Genomic DNA, 16,894 nt, shown 5'->3' on the forward strand with positions numbered 1-16,894 from the left:
CGGTGCTCCGAAAGGATGCGGTCAGCCTATCCCTGACTGACCAGTTTGCACAGCGGCCTGGTGGCCGCGCCAGAGGTCATGGGCCTTGCGCATCACAGTGGGCAGGTCGCCGGGTTTGAAACTGTGTTTGTCCAGCACGGTCAGCCCCTCGGGGCAAATGCCTGCAGGCAATTCTGCGGTCCAGATGCTTAACACAAGGTGAAAATGCGTGAAGGTGTGCCGCACCTCACCCGGCAGGACGCGCCAGTTGGCGGGAAAGGGCGGGGCCTCGGACGGGGTGTCGGACCAGTCCGAGCCCGGCCAGCCGAGCATGCCGCCCAGCAGGCCCTTGTCGGGACGGCGTTCCAGCAGCATTGCGCCATTTGCGCTGCGGGCGATGTAGACATGTCCGAACCGGGTGGGTTTGGGCTTTTTCGGCGTTTTCTTCGGCAAGTCCGCCTGAGTTCCGGCCACCCGCGACAGGCACGGATCGCGCAAAGGACAGATGCCGCAGGCCGGGGATTTGGGCGTGCAAATGGTCGCGCCCAGATCCATCACCGCCTGCGAGTAATCGCCGGGCCGCTTCGTCGGGGTCAGCGCTGCGGCTTTGTCCTTGAGCGCAGGTTTCGACCCCGGCAGCGGGTCGTGGATGTCGTAAAGCCGGGCCATGACCCGTTCGACATTGCCGTCCAGCACCGTCTCGGGCCGGTCAAAGGCGATGGCCGAGATCGCGGCGGCGGTATAGGGCCCGATGCCCGGAAGCTGCAACAGCGCATCATGGGTGTCGGGGAAGCACCCGCCATGCTCATCCGCCACCACCCGCGCGCATTTCAGCAGATTGCGGGCGCGGGCGTAGTATCCCAGCCCGGCCCATTCGCCCATGACCTGATCGTCCGGCGCGGCTGCCAGCGCTTCGACGGTTGGCCAGCGGGTGGTGAACCGGGTGAAGTAGTCGCGCACGGCGGCCACGGTGGTTTGTTGCAACATCACCTCGGACAGCCACACGCGGTAAGGGTCGGGTTGCACCCCGGCCCTGCGGTCTGCCGGACCTACACGCCACGGCATGTCGCGCGCGTGGCGGTCGTACCAGTCGAGCAGGGCGGTGCTCACGTCAAATTCACCGATGTCACGCAAGTTTTATTCATCTCTCTGTCGGGTTTCGCTGGCACCTGCCGGTCTGCCCATTACAATAGTGGCGCAGGAGTTGGAAACCAGATGCAGCGCAGACGTTCTTCGACCCGCGGGTTCAAACGCACCGCGACTTTGCTGAACGACCAGATTCGGCGCGCCGGGGAAACCCGCGGCTTTGCCGTATCGCGCCTGTTGACACATTGGGCCGAGATTGTCGGGCAGGACACCGCCGCCATCGCGCGCCCGGTGAATGTGGGCTATGGCCGGGGCGGCATGGGCGCAACCCTGACGGTACTGACCACCGGGCCGCAGGCCCCGATGCTGGAGATGCAGAAGGATCAGCTGCGCCACAAGGTCAACGCGGTCTACGGCTACAACGCCATCAGCCGCATTCGCATCACCCAGACCGCTCCGACCGGATTTGCCGAGGGGCAGGCCAGTTTCGACCACAAGCCGAAACAAGCAAAACCTGAAATTGCACCCGAAATCGCAGCCGAGGCTGACAATGTGTCGCGCGACGTAAACGACAGTGATTTGCGCGCTGCCCTTGAACGTCTGGGCCGCAACGTTTTATTCAAGCAGAAACGCTGAGAAAGGGCCGAGAATGAGCCGTATTGCAACCGGAATCTGTGCGGCTGTCGCCGTGGCCGCAGGCGGCTACTGGCTGTCGCTGTCGAACTCTACCCCCGCCTATCCGCTGGTCAGCAGCGCCGAGGCGCAGGAGGCTGATCTGGACACCTCGACCATCGTCGAGATGGTGCAGGGGGCCGAGGATGCGCCGGTCGAGATCATCGAATACGCATCCTACACCTGCCCGCATTGCGCGAATTTCCATCAGGGGGCGTATAAGCAGCTCAAGAAGGATTTCATCGACACCGGGAAGGTCAAGTTCATCTACCGCGAGGTGTACTTTGACCGCTACGGCCTGTGGGCCTCGATGGTGGCGCGCTGCGGCGGCCCCGAGAAGTTCTTTGGTATCACAGATCTGATCTTTGAAAACCAGTCGGAATGGATCAATGCCGGTGGTGATGCGGAGATCGTGGGTGAATTGCGCAAAATTGGCCGTCTTGCCGGGATCGACAATGATCAGCTTGAGGCCTGCTTGCAAGATAGCACTCGCGTGGAAACGTTGGTGGCCTGGTATCAGGAAAACAAGGAACGCGACGGGGTGCAGGCAACGCCCTCTTTCGTGGTGAACGGCAAGATGGTTTCGAACCAGTCCTATGAGGATTTCAAGGCGCAGATCGAAGAAGAACTGGGCAGCTAAGCCCGTTTCCAACGATCCCGGCCGGTCCCTGCTAGGGTGCAGGGGCCGCCTTCAACAGCATGTCTTTGACCTTGTCGGCCTCGTCCACACGCAGACGCACCGGCAGGGTCAGCACCTTGTTGCGAAAGGCAGGCGGCAGGCGCACGGCGTCTTTTTCCGTCGTGACCATCTGCGCACCCAACTGCCGCGCGTCGTTTTCCAATCGTGTCATGAGCGCCTGCGTCAGCGGCTGGTGATCGTCCAGCGCTTCGGCCCTCATAAGCTCGGCCCCTTGCGTGCGCAGGGTCTGGAAAAACTTCTCCGGATGCCCGATCCCGGCAAAGGCCAGAACCCGGGTATCGCCCCAGTCCATTCCGGTTTGCAGCGGCTCCACGGCACCCCGCGCGTGCGGCACCGTCAGTTTGGCGCTCCAGTGGTCGGCAAACACCGTTTGAGCCGGGGCGTCACCCAGCGACAGGACCAGATCGGCGCGCTGCAGCCCGGCGTCGACCGGTTCCCGCAGGGGCCCCGCAGGCAGGCACAGCCCGTTGCCAAATCCGCGCTGGGCATCCACCACGATGATCGAAAAGTCCTTGGCGACCGAGGGGTTCTGGAACCCGTCATCCAACAGGATCGCGGTTGCCCCGTCAGCAGCAGCGGCGCGCGCCCCGGCGGCGCGGTCCTTGGCGACCCAGACCGGGGCGAACATCGCCAGCAACAGCGGTTCGTCGCCGACCTGCGCCGCCGTATGTTTGGCCGGATCGACCCGCACCGGGCCGTCCAGCGAACCGCCATGGCCGCGGCTGACGACATGGGGCGCGTGTCCGCCGCTGCTGAGCTGTTCAATTGCCCAGATCACGGTTGGGGTTTTCCCTGTCCCGCCCGCGTTCAGATTGCCGACGCAGATCACCGGAACGCCGGGCCGGATACCCTGACCAGACGCCACCCGCCGGGCCGTGGCCGAGGCATAGAGCCTGCCCAGCGGGGCCAGAAGCCGCGCGCGCAGGTCCAGCCGGTCCGGGGCGGTGTTCCAGAACTCAGGTGCCCGCATCTTGTGCACTCCGTTGGTCCAGCGTTTCCTGCACCATATCGATCAACAGGTCCGCCTGCGGCGCGCCTTCGGTAATCATCTGCCACCCGGCCAGCGCCATATCCGCCGCCCGGTCCGGGGCCAGAAGCGCTTCGACCGCATCGCCCAGTTCGGTGGCGGTTCGCACCTCCTGCGCCGCATCGACCTGTTTCAGGCGATTGTACATCTCCTGATACCGATGCACAAAAGGACCGTGGATGATGGCCGAACCCAGCGCGATGGCCTCGAGCGGATCGTGCCCGCCTGCACCGCGTTCCAGCGAGCTGGCCATGAAACTGACCGACGACACGCGGTGCCACAGGCCCAGATCCTCGGGTTCCGAGGACAGGATGACCTGCGTGGTATCCTCGATCGGCGTGCCGTCGTCCCAGTTGGCGCAGCGCAGGTCCATCGCCTCGAGCCGGCGGTGCAATGGCGCGGCCTCGCCGGTATCAGCGACATGCAGGATCAGCGCCAGACGGGGCAGAACCCGCAGGGCCTGACGGTGGGCGCTGAGGACCGAGATGAACTCTTTGTCGATCACCCCGGCGGCCAGCCAGACCGGGCGTCCGGCAAAGGCGTGAGTGATTTCGATCAGCTCGTCCTCGGGCCAGGATCGGGGGATCGGGCTGATCTGCAGCGGCGGGGCCTCGGCCACTTTGGTCGAGGTGACGCCAAGCCGCCGGATCTGGCGCGCGGCTTCTGCCGTTGGCGCAAGGATGGTCTGGAAACAGTCGAACGTGCATCTGGCGATATCGGGCAGCCACCGCACGCCCAGCGGGACCGTGATGTCCGGCTGTGCCTCGGTCAGGACCATCGGAATGTCGTGTTCATCGGCGCGGGTGATCAGGTTCGGCATCAGGCCACCGCCAACCCAAAGCGCCATGTCGGGCCGCCAATGATCCAGAAAGCCGCGTGTCGTTCGTGCGTTGTCCACCGGCAGGGCGACCAGCGGATAGGCGCTGCCTGTCCAGCGGTTCAGATCGGCATCCGGCGGCGCGGTCAGAAGAACCGAAATCCCCGGGCGGGTTTGCTGCAGGCGCTGGCAGAAATCGCACACCGCGCGCAGCCGGTCCTGCGCGGCGACATGCACCCACAGCACTTCGCCCTCGGGACGCGGCAGATCGTAGTGCCCGGCGGCGTTCGGCCCGTTCCAGGACAGAATCCGGTAGGCCGCAAGGCTCAGAGAGCGCGGCTTGCTCATGCCCCGATCCCGGGGCCGTTCGGGTCGAGCAGCGCGAATATCTGCGCGTGCAGGCCGGCGCCCATGCCAATCACGCCGTTCAGACGCGGATGGGCATTGTTGAACCGCAGCGGCTGGCCGGTTCTGTCGGTGCATATGCCCCCGGCTTCGCGAATGATCAGATCTCCGGCGGCGATGTCCCATTCCCAACTGGGCCGCAGTGTCAGCATCCCGTCGAACCGCCCCTGCGCCACCAGCGCCATGCGATAGGCCAGCGAGGGGCGGTAGGCGCGTTTGAATTCGGGAGCCTGCCCCTGATGCCAATGATGCGGATCAAGGTTGGGCCGTGCCGCCAGTACTTCCGCTTGTGCCAAAACAGCCTCGTCCGAGGCCTGCAGAGGCTGTCCGTTCAGTGTCGCCCCCTGACCCTCGGCGGCGGCATAAAGCAGGTCGCGCAGGGGCAGGTACACAACGGCGGCAGTCACCTCGCCCTTTTCGGCCACCGCCAGCGAATGCGCCCATGTGCGGGACCCTTCGGCAAAGCTGCGGGTGCCGTCGATCGGGTCGATCACAAACACATGGTCGCGGGTCAGGCGGTCGGCAGTGTCCTCGGTCTCTTCGCTCAGCCAGCCATAACCGGGCCGGGCTGCGGGCAGCCGCTGTTCCAGCATCGCGTTGACGGCCAGATCGGCCTCGGTCACCGGACCGGCCCCGCCGGGCTTGTCCCAGCGCTGCGCCTGCGCGCCGGAATACCGGGTTGCGATCTTGCCCGATTCCAGCGCGGCTTCGATCAGCAGGGGCAGGTCAGTTGCCGGCAAGTGTCATCCCTTCGATCAGCACCGACGGCACGACGCGCGACAGGTAGGTCCGCGCGTCATTGGCCGGGATGATCCGTTTCAGCATGTCGCGCAGATTGCCCGCGATGGTGCATTCGTTGACCGGATAGGCGATCTGCCCGTTTTCGACCCAGAAACCTGATGCGCCACGGGAATAATCGCCGGTATTTGGGTTGATCGTCGATCCGATCATCGACGTCACCAGCAGCCCAGTGCCCATATCGCGCAGCAGGTCGGCCCGGCTGTGCGTGCCTTGCGTCAGGCTCAGGTTCCAGTTGCTGGGCGAGGGCGGGCCGGACACCCCGCGCGTGGCATTGCCGGTCGAGGTCATTTTCAGCTTGCGGGCGCTGGACAAATCCAACGTCCAGCCGGTCAGCACTCCGTTTTCGACAATCGCACGGCGACGGGTCGGCAGCCCCTCGGCATCGAAAGGGCGAGAGCCCGAGATGCGCGGGCGGTGGGGGTCTTCGATCAGCGACAGGTGCTTGGGCAGAACCTGTTCGCCCAGACTGTCCTTCAACCAGGACGCCCCGCGTGCGATGGCCGCGCCGTTGCCGGCGGCCAGCAGATGCCCGATCAGCGAAGATGAGATGCGTTCGTCAAACAGAACCGGGAAGCTGCCGGTGGCGGGCTGGCGCGCGCCAACCTGTTCCACGGCACGTTCACCTGCAGTGCGCCCGATCTGGTCAGGCGCGCGCAGGTCGGACTGAAAGGTCCGGCTGTCGCCGTCATAATCCCGCTCCATCCCGGTGCCTTCGCCCGAGATCGCAACGCAGGAGGTCGAGCGGCTGCTGCGCTCGTACCCGCCGGAAAAGCCATTGGTTGCGGCCAGATGGACCCGGTGCGTGCCATAGCCGGCGGCGGCGTCCGAGACCTGCGACACGCCCTCAACCGCCAGCGCTGCGGCCTCGGCGGCCAGCGCATCCCGCATCAGCGCCTCGGCGGTGGGTTCGGGGGTCGGGTCGAACATCTCGAGCGCCTGCATGTCCCAGTTCCTGGCCAGCTGGTCGCTTGCAGCCAGCCCGGTGAACGGGTCCTCGGGCGCCTCACCGGCCATCGCAACGGCACGTTCCGCCATCGCGGTCAGCGTTTCCGGGCGGCTGTCCGAGCTTGAGACGATGGCCTGCCGTTTTCCCAGAAACACGCGCAACCCCAGATCGGTGCCTTCGGACCGTTCCGCATGCTCCAGCGTGCCGCCGCGCACCTCTACCGAGACCGAAGACCCGTCGATGACAATCGCATCAGCCGCTTCGGCCCCCGCCTTGCGGGCTGCGTCCAGCAGGTTGTGGCTGATCTCTTCTGGTGTTCGGGTCATGTCGCCTCCGGAATGATTGCACAGGACGTAGCCCCGGACCGCCCGCCCCGCAAGACCTGTGAACCGATTGAAGTATGAACAAATCCTGTGGAAACCCGGGCCCCGGGTGCAGGCAGGAAGAAGGCCGCGTGATTACGGCCTTCTTCCGGGGCGCATTATTTGATGCGCTGGCCGTTGGCCAGAATCTGGCCGTCTTCGGTGAACTCGATAGTCGAATTCAGCGTATCGGGCTGATCGCCCGGAACCGCCATCATGCCCATCATCATCCGGGCCCCCAGCGCGTCACTCTCGCCGATCACGCCCATGCCGATCAGCGTGTCGATCAGCGCGTTCGCACCCGAAAGCTGCAGGTTCGCCACGCCCGAAGGCGCGGGCATCCCGCCGTATTCCTGAGTGTTCGAGTTGTCAAAGGTGAAATCCCCGTCTCCGGTCAGTTTCGCCCCGACCAGCGACACCAGCAATTCGTTGATTTTCAGCGAATGCAGTTCACCGGGCGCCTCGTCCGAGGTTTCCAGCTGGGTCGCGGTTTCGGGGTCGAAGATGTTCATCAGAACCTTCGCCGTACCGGTGGCGTCCAGCGCAATGGTCGCCGGATCGCGCGGCAGGGCACCGGCGGGGTCGAAGATGCTCCACAACACATCGGACATGGTGAAATCGGTCAGGTTGACGCCAAAGCCAAAGGGCTGAATCTCTTCCGATTGCTTGACCGGGAATTCGAATTTCAGACCGGCGCTGTCCATCGCGATCTCGATGGGAAAGGGCAGATCGGCGGTGGTCACGGCCAGCTTGGTGCTGTTTTGTTCGATAACATAGGCAAGGCGCTCGGCGTCGATGCTGGCGGCGAAACGCCCGCCATCCGACGAGCTGCCCATCGAAAAGGCCTCACCCTCGCTGACGCCGCTGATATCCGTGGCACCCGAAGCATAGGTGAAATTGCCCGAGAAGGAAAAGCCGGCCTCGTAAAGCGCCTTGGGGTCGGACAGGTCGATCCCGACCGGGATAATGTTGTCGCCGTCGAAGGACAGCTCTTTCAACACCCCGTCGATCAGGCCGCTATCGCCGCTTTCAGGCTCTTTGAAGCGCAGGGTATAGGCCATGTCACCGGCTTTGAACGTCTGCGCGATGTTCCGGGTTTCACCGATGCGCATGCGAGAGCTTCCGGCCAGATCGCTCATGCTGACGCTGACGCCAAGCGCGTCTTCGGGCATGTCCTCGCCTTCGACCTTGAGCGAATCCAGCACGATCCCCAGCGTGGCGGCGGTGTAGTCATAGGTCATGTCGTCGGGCGCGCCCGACACCACCATGTCCAACTGATCGTGGGAATAGACGATATCGACCGAAAAGGCCTTACCCTCGGCATCGCCGGACGCGGTCATCGGAAATCTGTTGGGCAGGCCGATGCTAACAGTGCCATCGCCGTTTTCCGTCAGCTCCATCGCGGGCACGGTGACGGTGAACTGCCCGTCCTCTTCCGGCATGTCCAGCGTAACGGTCATGTCCGAAATGGTGATCACATCGCCCGACACGCTCTGATCGCCGGTAACGCTGTAGCCCATCGACTCGAAATAGGTCTGCCAGTCGGACCAGACGTCATCCGCGGTCAGATCGGCCAGCGCGCCTTGGGTGGCGACCGCATAGGCCAGGGCTGCGCCACAACCGCGGCGTAGAAAAACAGACATAGGATACCCTTCGTTATCAATTTTGCGCGCATCGTCGGGTCTGGGGCTGCCATCGTCAAGGGGCAAGGGGTAGACCGCTTCCCCGTTTCCGCGCTACCCCTGCAGAAAGTTCACGGCGCAATGAAAGAGGAGCGGCACATGCAGGGGAAAACGGTACTTATTACAGGCGCCAGCCGGGGCATCGGGGCCGAGGCAGGGCGCGTTTTTGCCGCAGCCGGCGCCAATGTCGCGCTGGTGGCGCGCAGCCGCGACCAGATCGAGGCGCTGGCGGCGGCGCTGGGTGAAAATGCCATCGCGCTGGCCTGCGACGTCAGCGATTTCGCGCAGGTCGAACAGGCGGTGGCCGATTGCGTCGCGCGCTTTGGCGGTCTGGATGTGCTGATCGGCAATGCCGGGGTGATCGAGCCGATCTTTCATCTTTCGAACGCCGATGTCGCCAACTGGAGCCAGGCGATCGACATCAACCTCAAGGGCGTGTTCTACGGCATGCGCGCGGCCCTTCCGGTCATGCGCGCAGCGGGTGGCGGAACGGTGCTGACGGTTTCGTCGGGCGCGGCCTCGAACCCGGTTGAGGCATGGAGCCACTATTGCGCGTCAAAGGCCGGGGCGAAAATGCTGACCGAATGCCTGCATCTGGAAGAGGGCCATAACAGCATCCGCGCCATGGGCCTGTCCCCCGGCACCGTCGCGACCGACATGCAGCGGGTCATCAAGGCCAGTGGTATCAATCCGGTCAGCCAGCTGGACTGGGATGTGCACATTCCGGCAGACTGGCCTGCACGGGCGTTGCTATGGATGTGCTCGGGCGATGCGGATGAGTTTCTGGGCACGGAAATCTCGCTTAGGCAGGAGGACGTTCGCGCAAGGATTGGCCTGACGTGATCGAACTGGTGCAAGAGGACGGTCTGTGGACCGTGACGATCAACAACCCCGGCAAGGCCAACGCGCTGACCGGGGCGATGCTGACCGAACTGGCCGAGATTGCCGAAGCCGCAACCGAAGCTCGGGCGCTGATCCTGACCGGGGCGGGCAAGGTGTTCAGCGCCGGCGCCGATCTGGAGGAGGCGCGGGCGGGGCTTGCAACCTCGGACGTGTGGGAGCGGCTGTCCGGTGCGATTGCCGCGTTGCCCTGCCTGACCGTCGCGGCGTTGAACGGCACGCTGGCGGGCGGGGCGAACGGCATGGCGCTGGCCTGCGATCTGCGTATTGCCGTGCCATCGGCCAAGTTCTTCTACCCGGTCATGAAGCTGGGCTTTCTGCCGCAACCCTCTGATCCCAAACGCATGTCTGCGCTGATCGGACCGGCCCGAACCCGGCTGATCCTGATGGCCGGACAAAAGATCACCGCGCAGGAGGCCTATCGCTTTGGCCTCGTGGACCGCGTGGTCGAACCCGAGGACCTGATGCAGACGGCCCGCGATCTGGTCGCTGACAGTCTGGGCGCGGACCCGAAGATTGCCGCAGGCATTGCAAGGCTCTGCGGATGAGGCTGTCAGCCCTGCGCCTGCGTGTGGCCGACCCCGACCGGCTGGCCGCCTTCTACCGCGATGCGCTGGGCATGTCGGTGCGCGCCGAGGGGTCGAACCGTCGCGTTGGCTATAAGGGTCAGGATGCCGATCTGCTGCTGATGCCCGGTGGCGGCGGCTATGCCCATGACCGGGGCCAGCGCTACTGGAAGATCGGCTTGACCCTGCCAGATGTCGATCTGGCCGCCGCGTCGCTGCACCAGCAGGGCGTCACCGTCAGCACGCCGAACCAGTTTCTGGATATCGGCTATATGTGTCACCTGAGCGACCCCGAAGGGTTTGTCATCGAACTGCTTCAGCACGATTTCGAAGGCAACCGCCCAGACAACGCGGCGAACCCCGAGGCCCCGTTTGCCCAGGCGCGGATCGGTCAGATCACGTTGCGGACCGGGGATATCGCTGCCGAGGATGCGTTCTGTCGCGCACAGGGCATGCGGCTTCTGTCCGTGCAGGATGTGGCCCCGTATGGGTTCGACCTGCATTTCTATGCCTTCACCGAAGATGCGCCGCCAGACCCCGATCTCTGGTCGGTGGCAAACCGCGAATGGCTGTGGAAACGCCCCTATACAACGCTGGAATTCCAGCATGTCAACGGAGCCAGTTTTGCCCTGGTCCCCGACTATAAAGGGATCGAGGTTGAGGGGCTGGGAGGCCCTCTGACAGATCCCTTTGGCGACCCGGTCCTGCCCGGCTGATCACCGCCCCCGCCGCTTGCCCGGCACTTTCGAACGGAAACCGGGCGGGCGTTTGCGGACCCAGCCAAGGAATTTCTCAAGCCGGGGATGGGCGCGCAGGGCCTCGACCGTGTTGAAGTTGCGGGCCAGTTCCGCCTCGGTCAGGGTGGCGTGGACTTCTTTGTGGCAGATCTGGTGCAGCAGGACGGTCGGTCCGCCCTTGCCTCCTTTGAGTTTTGGGATCAGATGATGCAGGCTGCCCGACCCGTCGGGGATCGGGCGGTCGCAAAGCGGGCAGATCGGATCGCTGGTCTTCATGGTGTATGAAATTTGCGCCAACAGGCGGCCAAGGCAAGAGGGTGAAAATGGCGCAGGCAGTGGTGATCGGGGCAGGGCCAGCGGGTTTGATGGCCGCTGAACAGCTTGCCGCCGCCGGTCATGCGGTGATTGTGGCCGAGGCCAAACCCTCGGTCGCGCGCAAGTTTCTGATGGCGGGGAAGTCGGGGCTGAACCTGACCAGGGACGAGCCGTTCGAGACGCTGATCCGGTCCTATGACGAGGCGGCGGAGTGGCTGCAGCCGATGATCGCCGAATTCGATGCCGAGGCCGTTCAGAACTGGGCGCGTGGCTTGGGGCAGGAGTTGTTCACCGGCTCGACAGGCCGGGTGTTTCCGACGGTCATGAAAGCCTCGCCGCTGCTGCGCGCATGGCTTGCGCGGCTGGCGCAGGCGGGGGTCGAGATCAGAACCCGCTGGCGCTGGACCGGGTGGGACGGTGAGGCGCTGGCCTTCGATACGCCGGATGGGCCGCAGAGGCTGAACACAGACGCGACAATCCTTGCGATGGGCGGGGCCAGTTGGGCGCGGTTGGGCTCGGACGGGCAATGGGCCGACGCGCTTGCCGAACAAGGCGTGGCGCTTGCCCCCTTTGCGCCCGCCAATGTCGGGCTGCTGGTCGATTGGTCGGATCACATGACACCCCATTTCGGCGCACCTGTGAAAGGGGCCGCCCTGCAGGCCGGAGCGTTGCGATCACGCGGCGAGGCGGTGATATCTGCGCGCGGGCTTGAGGGTGGCGGTGTCTATGCCATCTGCAAAGCGGTGCGCGCGGGCGCGCCGCTGACGCTCGACCTGATGCCGGACCTTGCGCGCGACGACATTACCGCGCGCCTGAGCAAACCGCGCGGCAAGGCCAGCCTGTCCAATCACCTGCGCAAAGTGCTGAAGCTGGATCCGGCCAAGATGGCCCTGCTGATGGAGTTTGGCCGCCCGATTCCCAACGCGCCGTATGACCTTGCGCGGCTGCTCAAGGCTCTGCCCATTCGCCACAACGGGCTGCGCCCGATGGACGAGGCGATCTCGACCGCAGGCGGTGTGCGGCGCGATGCGGTGAACGATGGCCTGATGTTGACCACCAAACCGGGCGTCTTCTGCGCCGGTGAGATGCTGGATTGGGAGGCCCCGACCGGTGGTTACCTGCTGACCGCCTGCCTTGCGACAGGCCGCTGGGCGGGCCGGTCGGCTGCCAGATGGCTAAAGGCCAACCGCTAGGTCCGAAGATCAGCGCGACCGGGCCAGCATCGCCAGACGGATCATCGCCCGTTCCACCAGCGCCATCGCAGGCGCAGTTTGACCGGCAGACCGCAGCGACAGGTCGGTATCGGTCAGCACCGTCAGCGCGGTCTGCAGCTTGGGCGCGCCCCAGCCCTGCGCCTGCCGCAGAATACGGTCGCGCCGCTTGCCATAGACCGGTGGGCGCAGCTTGCCGATCCCCTGTGCCGCCCCGCCCGGGTCCGACGCGCAGGCATAAAGCGTCCGAAAATGCCGGGTCGCGCCGATGCATAGTGTGACGCCGTTGGTGCCTTGTGCCTGCAGGCGGCGGATCAACGGCCCGATCTCTCCGGCGCGGCCCTCGGCGACGACGTTCAGAACATCGTCCAGCGCGGCCTCAGTCGAGCGCGGGGCGCAGGCCTCGATATCCTCAATGTTCAGTTCCGAAGAATCGCCGCGTTTGTAGAGCGACAGCTTCTCGACCGTCTGCGCGAAATCGCCGGGGCTGAGGCTGGTGGCCAGTTCACTCAGCGCCGACATCGACTCGCGCGGGATGTTCTGCAGCCCGGCGTGGGCCAGCACCCGCTCGACCTCGGCCCGCGAGGGCGGATCGTCGTAGATGCCGACGGCATAGGCGTTGGCATGCGCCTCGAACGCCTTGCGAATCTTCGAACCTGGCTTGAGTTGCCCCGCCGTCACGATGATCTGGGCGTCGCCGGGCACCCAATCTTCCAACGCGGCGAGGATCGATGGTGCGGCGGAATCGGTCGTGTCCTCGACATACACCGCGCGGGGGCCGGGGAAGAATCCCACCGCCTTGACCGCATCCAGCAACAGGGCCGGATCGCCGCGCAGGTCGCTACCGGGCAGGCGGGTCAGGCGCATTTCCTCTTCAGCACCGGCCCCAAGAAGGGCGGCCAAGACTTGCTGGCGTTTCAGCGCGACGCGCATGGCATCCGCGCCATAGATCAGCAGACCGGTTTTGCCCGCATCCGGCTTTGCGAAATACCCATCCGCCTCGCGCGGGCTCAGCTTCATGCGGTCAGGCCCGGCGTGGCGTAAAGGCGGTTCATGATCTGGCTCGACAGAATCACCATCAGCCGTTCCTTGGCGTCCCGCTCATCCGCCAGGGTGGAGACCGTGGACCCGGCGGCCGAATAGCCGACAAAGTCGGATACGGTGCCCGATGCCACGATCTGGCCGGTTTCGTTAGATCGCAACGAATATTGCGCCTGTCCGTCGATGGAATAGCGGTTGGTTTCGTTTGTCGTCGTGATCGCGGCGGCCCGGATTCGGGTCGAGACCTTAACGTCCAGCTTGTACGCGCCGCCTGAAGCCGCGCTGCGGCCCAGTTGCTGTTCCAGATTCTGCACCAGAAGATAGCTGTCGACCGTGTTGGGGGCCGATACAGCAACCTTGCCGTAAAGCTCTGACCCCGATCCGCCCGGGGCGTAGACGGGTTGGAACCCGCAGGCGGCCCCCAAGAAACAGGCTGCCAGCGGCATCAACAGCAGGGTTCTGCGATCAAACGACGACATTCACGATCCGGCCCGGGACTACGATCACTTTCTTCGGCGCTGACCCATCCAGCGCCTTTTGCACAGCTTCGGTGCTGAGCGCGATTTTTTCAACCTCGTCCTTGGCCATGTCCTTGGCCACGCTGATTTCCGCACGGCGCTTGCCGTTGATCTGGATCGGCAGGGTGACGGTGTCATCGACCAGCATCGCCTCATCCGCGATGGGCCAGGGGGCGGTGGCGACCAGCCCCTCGCCGCCCAGCAATTGCCAGAGCTCCTCGGACAGGTGCGGGGTCATGGGGGACATCAATTGCGCCAGCGTTTTGGCGGCCTCGCGTTTGGCAGCCGAGCCCGCCTTGGATTTCGCCAGCGTGTTGGTAAAGGCATAAAGCTTGGCAATGGATGCGTTGAAGCCAAAGGACTCGACGCCACCCGAAACATCGTGAATCGCCTTGTGCATCTCGCGCAGCAGGGTTTCATCCTCAGTATTGGCCGGGTTGTCCGACTCAGCGACTTCCGAGGCGATGCGGTGCACACGGCTGAGATGCTTGAACGCGGCCTCGGCCCCGGAAGCGGTCCATTCCACATCCCGCTCGGGCGGCGAATCGGACAGCACAAACCAGCGCGCGGTGTCTGCGCCAAAGGCCGAGATGATGCTGACCGGATCGACAACGTTCTTCTTGGATTTCGACATTTTGGCCGAGGGGATGACCTCGACCTCGGTGCCGTCAGCCAGTTTGCCGTCGGTCACGTCCTCGGGCAGGTGATAGACCGGGCGGCCATTGGCGTCGCGGGTCTGGTAAATCTCATGTGTCACCATGCCTTGGGTGAACAGCGCATCGAAGGGCTCGATGGCTTTTTTGGGCAGATGGCCGGTGATGTTCATCGCGCGCGCGAAGAAGCGGGAATAGAGCAGGTGCAGAATCGCATGCTCGATACCGCCGATATACTGGTCCACGTTCATCCAGTACTCGGCCTCGGCCAGATCGGTGGGGGTTTCGGCGCGCGGCGCGGTGAAGCGGGCGAAATACCACGACGAATCGACGAAAGTGTCCATCGTGTCGGTCTCGCGCTTGGCAGGGGCACCGCATTTCGGGCATTCGCAATCGCGCCATGTGGGGTGACGGTCCAGCGGGTTGCCCGGTTTGTCAAAACTGACATCATCGGGCAGGCGGACCGGCAGGTTTTCTTTCTTCTCGGGCACCACACCGCAGCTTTCGCAATGCACGACGGGAATCGGGCAGCCCCAATAGCGCTGGCGGCTCAGGCCCCAGTCGCGCAAGCGGTATTTGGTGACGCCTTCGCCCCAACCGGCCTTTTCGGCGAAATCGACGGTGGCATTGATCGCCTCGTCGCCGGTGGCCTCGGTCAGGCCGGCGAAATGGTTCACCCAGCGGACTTTCTCGGTCTTCGGCGGAACAAACGCGATCTTGTCGACCGGCGCGCCATCCTCAAGCGCGAAGAAGGTATCGACCACGGGCAGGCCGTATTTACGGCAGAAATCGAGGTCGCGCTGGTCATGTGCCGGGCAGGCAAAGATCGCGCCGGTGCCGTAATCCATCAGGATGAAGTTGGCGATCCAGACCGGCAGTTCCCAATTCGGGTCCAGCGGGTGACTCACGCGGATACCGGTGTCATAGCCCAGCTTTTCGGCGGTTTCGATGGCCTCTTCCGTGGTGCCGCCCTTGCGGCATTCGGCAACAAATTCAGCGGCTTCCGGGTTCTCGGCCTCAAGCTGCTTGGCAATCGGATGATCCGGCGAGATGCCAACGAAAGACGCGCCCAGCAGCGTATCGGGCCGTGTGGTATAGACGGTGATCGGCTCACCCCCATCCGTGCGTTCAAAGCCAAATTGCAGGCCGCGCGATTTGCCGATCCAGTTTTCCTGCATCAGGCGCACCTTGGCGGGCCAGTTGTCCAGCGTGTCCAGCGCGTCGAGCAGTTCCTCGGAATAATCGCTAATCTTAAAGAACCATTGCGTCAACTCACGACGCTCGACCAATGCGCCCGAGCGCCAGCCGCGCCCGTTTTCGACCTGTTCGTTGGCCAGAACGGTCATATCAACCGGGTCCCAGTTCACCACGGCGTTCTTGCGGTAAACCAGCCCGGCCTGGAGCATATCCAGGAACAGAGCCTGCTGCTGGCCGTAATATTCCGGGTCGCAGGTGGCAAACTCCCGCGACCAGTCGATCGACAGGCCCAGAGGCTTCATCTGCCCGCGCATGTCGGCGATATTGCCATAGGTCCAGTCTTTCGGATGTCCGCCGATGGCCATCGCGGCGTTTTCGGCAGGCATCCCGAAGGCATCCCACCCCATCGGGTGCAATACGTTATGGCCGGTCGCCAGCTTGTGCCGCGCGATCACGTCGCCCATCGTATAGTTGCGCACATGCCCCATATGGATCCGCCCCGACGGGTAGGGGAACATCTCAAGCACGTAGTATTTCGGCTTGTCCGCCTTGTGGTTGGCGGTGAAGATTCCGGCCTTGTCCCAGGCCTCTTGCCATTTTGCTTCGATTTCGGTGGCCGAGTAGCGCGACATCGTGCGGTCCTTCGTGAATGAATACGCCGGGTGGGAACCCGGCGTGGTCTTAGTGCGATTTTTGTCGGGTTGCTAGAACTTACTGTCTGCAATGCGTAGCTGGCGTGCCCGCGACAGGATGGCGTCCTCGACCGCGCGGGTGGTCGCGGCGCTGACCGGGGCACCGCCGCCGGACTGCAGCGCGACCGACAAAGACCGCGCCGCAAGGGCCGGATCGCTGATATGCACGGTTGCCCGGTACGACCGGCCACCGCCCGGAGGTGTCCCGTAACCCGTTACAATCACACCGGTAAACGGATCGACCTCTTGCACAGGCAGGAAATTCAGCACATCCAGCGATGCCGCCCAAAGGTACCGGTTCACATTTGTCGTCTGTTCCGCATTGCTGCGGTCGAACACATCCCAGATGGTCGAGCGGTTCGGATCGTTCAGTTCCTGTTCGTCCGTATTGCCGCCGGTGATCAGGTTGGGATTATAAGCCGACGGAGAGGTGCGATTCTGCCCGCATGCCGAGACTGCCGCGGTCAGCACGATCAAACCTAGAATCTTCGGCATGCGCATAATCTGTCAGTCCTGTTTCGCTGTTTGTGCGTGGTTCGAGTGATACTCCTAGACAAGGACCCATGGCGCAACAACCCTATTCTTAG

General features: G+C 64.1%; 17 protein-coding genes. 6 read left to right on the top strand and 11 right to left on the bottom strand.

All coding sequences use genetic code 11. The features are described 5' to 3' along the window. Positions 1 to 21: 21 nt before the first annotated feature. Positions 22 to 1,089 carry an A/G-specific adenine glycosylase gene (mutY, locus tag ACR0K1_RS17620; RefSeq protein ID WP_480851374.1) on the bottom strand — a complete coding sequence of 356 codons (1,068 nt, stop codon included), beginning with the start codon at positions 1,087 to 1,089 and terminating at the stop codon, positions 22 to 24. A gap of 105 nt (positions 1,090 to 1,194) precedes the next feature. On the opposite strand from mutY, the gene ACR0K1_RS17625 reads away from it, so the two are divergent. Both ACR0K1_RS17625 and ACR0K1_RS17630 read left to right on the top strand, forming a co-directional pair. Further along, positions 1,195 to 1,701: a DUF721 domain-containing protein gene (locus ACR0K1_RS17625; protein WP_480615668.1), complete on the top strand. Its 507-nt coding sequence runs from the start codon at positions 1,195 to 1,197 to the stop codon at positions 1,699 to 1,701. A 13-nt stretch (positions 1,702 to 1,714) separates the two neighbouring features. Further along, positions 1,715 to 2,377 (top strand): DsbA family protein, encoded by a 663-nt coding sequence (locus ACR0K1_RS17630; RefSeq protein WP_480851375.1) that lies wholly within the window; start codon positions 1,715 to 1,717, stop codon positions 2,375 to 2,377. A gap of 31 nt (positions 2,378 to 2,408) precedes the next feature. On the opposite strand, the gene lpxK is transcribed toward ACR0K1_RS17630, so the two are convergent. The 5 genes from lpxK to ACR0K1_RS17655 form a co-directional block, all read right to left on the bottom strand. Then, the gene (gene lpxK / locus ACR0K1_RS17635; protein ID WP_480851376.1) at positions 2,409 to 3,407 is read right to left on the bottom strand and encodes a tetraacyldisaccharide 4'-kinase; all 999 of its coding nucleotides are present in this window, start codon (positions 3,405 to 3,407) and stop codon (positions 2,409 to 2,411) included. Then, positions 3,394 to 4,629 carry a 3-deoxy-D-manno-octulosonic acid transferase gene (locus ACR0K1_RS17640; protein ID WP_480851377.1) on the bottom strand — a complete coding sequence of 412 codons (1,236 nt, stop codon included), beginning with the start codon at positions 4,627 to 4,629 and terminating at the stop codon, positions 3,394 to 3,396. Before ACR0K1_RS17640 ends, lpxK begins: the two co-directional genes overlap by 14 nt. Beyond that, entirely contained in the window at positions 4,626 to 5,426 is an 801-nt protein-coding gene (locus ACR0K1_RS17645; protein WP_480851378.1) for an inositol monophosphatase family protein, read from the bottom strand. Before ACR0K1_RS17645 ends, ACR0K1_RS17640 begins: the two co-directional genes overlap by 4 nt. Continuing rightward, a complete protein-coding gene (locus tag ACR0K1_RS17650; RefSeq protein ID WP_480851379.1) occupies positions 5,413 to 6,759 on the bottom strand; it encodes a TldD/PmbA family protein in 1,347 nt (448 codons plus the stop codon). The genes ACR0K1_RS17645 and ACR0K1_RS17650 overlap by 14 nt, the downstream gene beginning before the upstream one ends. Before the next feature lie 155 nt (positions 6,760 to 6,914). Continuing rightward, positions 6,915 to 8,438 (bottom strand): DUF2125 domain-containing protein, encoded by a 1,524-nt coding sequence (locus ACR0K1_RS17655; RefSeq protein ID WP_480615680.1) that lies wholly within the window; start codon positions 8,436 to 8,438, stop codon positions 6,915 to 6,917. Between the two features lie 138 nt (positions 8,439 to 8,576). Here ACR0K1_RS17655 and ACR0K1_RS17660 point away from each other — a divergent pair, with 138 nt between their 5' ends. Genes ACR0K1_RS17660 through ACR0K1_RS17670 form a run of 3 tightly spaced genes read left to right on the top strand, consistent with a single transcriptional unit; the run spans position 8,577 to position 10,659 of the window. Continuing rightward, positions 8,577 to 9,320, top strand: a complete 744-nt coding sequence (locus tag ACR0K1_RS17660; protein WP_480851380.1) for an SDR family oxidoreductase — start codon at positions 8,577 to 8,579, stop codon at positions 9,318 to 9,320. Next, complete coding sequence (locus ACR0K1_RS17665; RefSeq protein ID WP_480615684.1) at positions 9,317 to 9,925, top strand: enoyl-CoA hydratase/isomerase family protein; 609 nt, start codon at positions 9,317 to 9,319, stop codon at positions 9,923 to 9,925. Before ACR0K1_RS17660 ends, ACR0K1_RS17665 begins: the two co-directional genes overlap by 4 nt. After that, positions 9,922 to 10,659: a VOC family protein gene (locus ACR0K1_RS17670; protein ID WP_480615686.1), complete on the top strand. Its 738-nt coding sequence runs from the start codon at positions 9,922 to 9,924 to the stop codon at positions 10,657 to 10,659. The genes ACR0K1_RS17665 and ACR0K1_RS17670 overlap by 4 nt, the downstream gene beginning before the upstream one ends. On the opposite strand, the gene ACR0K1_RS17675 is transcribed toward ACR0K1_RS17670, so the two are convergent. Further along, positions 10,660 to 10,956, bottom strand: coding sequence for an HNH endonuclease (locus tag ACR0K1_RS17675; protein ID WP_480615688.1), 297 nt, complete (start codon positions 10,954 to 10,956; stop codon positions 10,660 to 10,662). 47 nt (positions 10,957 to 11,003) lie between these two features. On the opposite strand from ACR0K1_RS17675, the gene ACR0K1_RS17680 reads away from it, so the two are divergent. Then, a complete protein-coding gene (locus ACR0K1_RS17680) occupies positions 11,004 to 12,188 on the top strand; it encodes a TIGR03862 family flavoprotein (RefSeq protein ID WP_480615690.1) in 1,185 nt (394 codons plus the stop codon). Positions 12,189 to 12,197: 9 nt separating this feature from the next. On the opposite strand, the gene holA is transcribed toward ACR0K1_RS17680, so the two are convergent. The 4 genes from holA to ACR0K1_RS17700 all read right to left on the bottom strand — a co-directional run bounded on the left by holA (position 12,198) and on the right by ACR0K1_RS17700 (position 16,808). After that, positions 12,198 to 13,226, bottom strand: coding sequence for a DNA polymerase III subunit delta (holA, locus tag ACR0K1_RS17685; RefSeq protein WP_480851381.1), 1,029 nt, complete (start codon positions 13,224 to 13,226; stop codon positions 12,198 to 12,200). Then, on the bottom strand, positions 13,223 to 13,726 hold the full coding sequence (gene lptE / locus ACR0K1_RS17690) for an LPS assembly lipoprotein LptE (protein WP_480615694.1): 504 nt from the start codon (positions 13,724 to 13,726) through the stop codon (positions 13,223 to 13,225). The genes holA and lptE overlap by 4 nt, the downstream gene beginning before the upstream one ends. Beyond that, positions 13,713 to 16,247: a leucine--tRNA ligase gene (gene leuS / locus ACR0K1_RS17695; RefSeq protein ID WP_480615696.1), complete on the bottom strand. Its 2,535-nt coding sequence runs from the start codon at positions 16,245 to 16,247 to the stop codon at positions 13,713 to 13,715. Before leuS ends, lptE begins: the two co-directional genes overlap by 14 nt. Before the next feature lie 72 nt (positions 16,248 to 16,319). Beyond that, positions 16,320 to 16,808, bottom strand: coding sequence for a DUF3576 domain-containing protein (locus tag ACR0K1_RS17700; protein ID WP_480615698.1), 489 nt, complete (start codon positions 16,806 to 16,808; stop codon positions 16,320 to 16,322). Positions 16,809 to 16,894 lie beyond the last annotated feature (86 nt).

The organism is Ruegeria sp. F5, from assembly GCF_056533845.1.

What these genes read in the sequence shown, in the direction of transcription:
- holA (WP_480851381.1), bottom strand. Translation starts at nt 13,226, where the DNA reads ATGAAGCTGAGCCCGCGCGAGGCGGATGGGTATTTCGCAAAGCCGGAT.
- lptE (WP_480615694.1), bottom strand. Translation starts at nt 13,726, where the DNA reads ATGTCGTCGTTTGATCGCAGAACCCTGCTGTTGATGCCGCTGGCAGCC.
- ACR0K1_RS17675 (WP_480615688.1), bottom strand. Translation starts at nt 10,956, where the DNA reads ATGAAGACCAGCGATCCGATCTGCCCGCTTTGCGACCGCCCGATCCCC.
- ACR0K1_RS17670 (WP_480615686.1), top strand. Translation starts at nt 9,922, where the DNA reads ATGAGGCTGTCAGCCCTGCGCCTGCGTGTGGCCGACCCCGACCGGCTG.
- leuS (WP_480615696.1), bottom strand. Translation starts at nt 16,247, where the DNA reads ATGTCGCGCTACTCGGCCACCGAAATCGAAGCAAAATGGCAAGAGGCC.
- ACR0K1_RS17640 (WP_480851377.1), bottom strand. Translation starts at nt 4,629, where the DNA reads ATGAGCAAGCCGCGCTCTCTGAGCCTTGCGGCCTACCGGATTCTGTCC.
- ACR0K1_RS17655 (WP_480615680.1), bottom strand. Translation starts at nt 8,438, where the DNA reads ATGTCTGTTTTTCTACGCCGCGGTTGTGGCGCAGCCCTGGCCTATGCG.
- ACR0K1_RS17680 (WP_480615690.1), top strand. Translation starts at nt 11,004, where the DNA reads ATGGCGCAGGCAGTGGTGATCGGGGCAGGGCCAGCGGGTTTGATGGCC.
- lpxK (WP_480851376.1), bottom strand. Translation starts at nt 3,407, where the DNA reads ATGCGGGCACCTGAGTTCTGGAACACCGCCCCGGACCGGCTGGACCTG.
- ACR0K1_RS17660 (WP_480851380.1), top strand. Translation starts at nt 8,577, where the DNA reads ATGCAGGGGAAAACGGTACTTATTACAGGCGCCAGCCGGGGCATCGGG.
- ACR0K1_RS17625 (WP_480615668.1), top strand. Translation starts at nt 1,195, where the DNA reads ATGCAGCGCAGACGTTCTTCGACCCGCGGGTTCAAACGCACCGCGACT.
- ACR0K1_RS17650 (WP_480851379.1), bottom strand. Translation starts at nt 6,759, where the DNA reads ATGACCCGAACACCAGAAGAGATCAGCCACAACCTGCTGGACGCAGCC.
- ACR0K1_RS17700 (WP_480615698.1), bottom strand. Translation starts at nt 16,808, where the DNA reads ATGCGCATGCCGAAGATTCTAGGTTTGATCGTGCTGACCGCGGCAGTC.
- ACR0K1_RS17630 (WP_480851375.1), top strand. Translation starts at nt 1,715, where the DNA reads ATGAGCCGTATTGCAACCGGAATCTGTGCGGCTGTCGCCGTGGCCGCA.